This window comes from Stenotrophomonas geniculata ATCC 19374 = JCM 13324, from assembly GCF_001431625.1.
GTDB lineage: Bacteria > Pseudomonadota > Gammaproteobacteria > Xanthomonadales > Xanthomonadaceae > Stenotrophomonas > Stenotrophomonas geniculata.
This window is the reverse complement of record NZ_LLXT01000037.1, coordinates 1-1,917: the sequence shown is the minus strand read 5'-3', so window position 1 is coordinate 1,917 and position 1,917 is coordinate 1. Positions and strand designations below refer to the sequence as shown.

The window sequence follows — 1,917 nt, the reverse complement described above, 5'->3', positions numbered from 1 at the left end:
GCGTGGGCTCGCCTCTACAAGTACGCTCGCGATGCTGGATGGCATCGCGGGCGTCGTCGTTACAGCGGCAGGTCGAACACCAGCACTTCGGCATCATTGCCGTTTTCCAGCGTCAATTGGGCTTCGTCGCTGACCTGCAGTGCATCGCCGGCTTCCAGGGTGATGCCGTTGACCTGCAGCTGGCCACGCGCCACCTGCACATAGGCGCCACGGCCGTTGCCGAGCGCATGGTGCAGCTTCTGGCTGCCATCGAGGATGGTGGCGAAGATGCGGGCATCCTGGTGGATGCGCAGCGAACCGTCGGCACCGTCCGGCGAGGCGATCAGGCGCAGCTGGCCGCGCTTGGTCTCCGGCGCGAAGTGGGTCTCCTCGTAGGACGGCGTGATGTTCTCGGTGTCCGGGAAGATCCAGATCTGCAGGAAGTGCACGGTCTCGTCGGCCGAGTGGTTGAATTCGCTGTGGGTGACGCCGCTGCCGGCGCTCATGCGCTGCACGTCGCCATAGCGCAGCACCGAACCGGTGCCCATCGAGTCCTTGTGTTCCAGCGCACCGCCCAGCACGTAGGAGATGATCTCCATGTTGCTGTGGCCGTGGGTGCCGAAGCCCTGGCCGCCGATCACCTTGTCTTCGTTGATCACCCGCAGCGGGCCGAAGCTGACGTAGCGCGGGTCGTAGTAGTTGGCGAAGGAGAAGGTATGGCGCGAGGACAGCCAGCCATGCTCGGCCAGGCCACGGGTAGCGCTCTTGCGGATCTGCAGCATGATGGAATCTCCTTGTTCGATGGTTTCGATGGGGCGGGGTGGGCCGGTAGCCGCTGTGTTTCCCCGTTGGAGAGAAGTATCCGCTTGCGCCCTGGGTTTGAAAAACGGATAGTTTTGACAGCCATCATCGAAAAATCCGAATGCTCAAGCTCAGCCTCGATGCCCTGCAGATCCTGGATGCCATCGACCGCCGTGGCTCCTTTGCCGGCGCCGGCAAGGCCCTGCACAAGGTGCCCTCGACCATCTCCTACACCGTGGCCAAGCTGGAGGAGGATCTGGGCGTACAGCTGTTCGACCGGGTCGGCCCGCGTGCCGAGCCGACCGAGGCCGGCCGCGCTCTGCTGGACGAGGGCCGGCATCTGCTGCGCGCGGCGCGCGAGCTGGAGCTGCGGGTGCGCCGGGTGGCGTCGGGCTGGGAGACCGAGCTGACCCTGGCGGTGGACTCGGTGTTTCCGACCTGGCTGCTCGGCCCGGACATCGCCGCGTTTCGTGAGGCCGAGGCACCGACCCGGCTGCGGTTGATCGGCGAGGCCCTGTCCGGCACCTGGGAGGCTCTGCTGGACCGCCGTGCCGACCTGCTGGTCGGCGCGCCGGGCGAGGGCCCCAGCGGCGGTGGCTACGTGGTCGAGCCGCTGGGCACGGTGGAGTTCGTGTTCGCGGTCGCGCCCGATCATCCGTTGGCTGCAGTGCCGGGTGTGCTGGGTCGCGAGCACCTGGTCGAGCACTGCGCGATCGCGGTCTCGGATTCGGCGCGACGGCTGCTGCCGCGCACGGTGGGCCTGTTGATGGGGCAGGAGATGCTGACGGTGCCGGACATGGCCAGCAAGCTGAAGCTGCAATGCGAAGGCGTGGGCTTCGGTTTCCTGCCCGAGCCGTGCGCGCGCGCCGCGGTCGCGCGCGGCCAGCTGGTGATCCGTGAGGTGGAGGAGCACAAGCCGGAAGAAACCTTCTGGCTGGCCTGGCGCACCGGCGAGGACGGCGCCGCGTTGCGCTGGTGGCGCGAGCGCCTGCGCAGGCCGGAGCTGCTGTCGCAGTGGTGGCAGGCAATGGCCAGGGGGTAGGGGTTTGGCAGGGCTGCGCCCTGCACCCGCCGAAGCAACAGCTATGGCCGAAGCAACAGCAACAGCAACAGCTGGTTTCCTGAGGGATGGCGGGG

General features: G+C 67.3%; 2 protein-coding genes. One reads left to right on the top strand and one right to left on the bottom strand.

Annotated elements, in window-relative coordinates; translation table 11 throughout:
- Window positions 1-59: 59 nt before the first annotated feature.
- A complete protein-coding gene (locus tag ARC63_RS02375) occupies window positions 60-761 on the bottom strand; it encodes a pirin family protein (protein WP_043402397.1) in 702 nt (233 codons plus the stop codon).
- Between the two features lie 140 nt (window positions 762-901).
- On the opposite strand from ARC63_RS02375, the gene ARC63_RS02370 reads away from it, so the two are divergent.
- Window positions 902-1,822: a LysR family transcriptional regulator gene (locus ARC63_RS02370; protein WP_057502429.1), complete on the top strand. Its 921-nt coding sequence runs from the start codon at window positions 902-904 to the stop codon at window positions 1,820-1,822.
- The last annotated feature ends 95 nt before the right edge of the window (window positions 1,823-1,917 follow it).

Excerpts from the sequence above, each read along its gene's own strand:
- ARC63_RS02375 (WP_043402397.1), bottom strand. The coding sequence starts at position 761 with ATGCTGCAGATCCGCAAGAGCGCTACCCGTGGCCTGGCCGAGCATGGC.
- ARC63_RS02370 (WP_057502429.1), top strand. The coding sequence starts at position 902 with ATGCTCAAGCTCAGCCTCGATGCCCTGCAGATCCTGGATGCCATCGAC.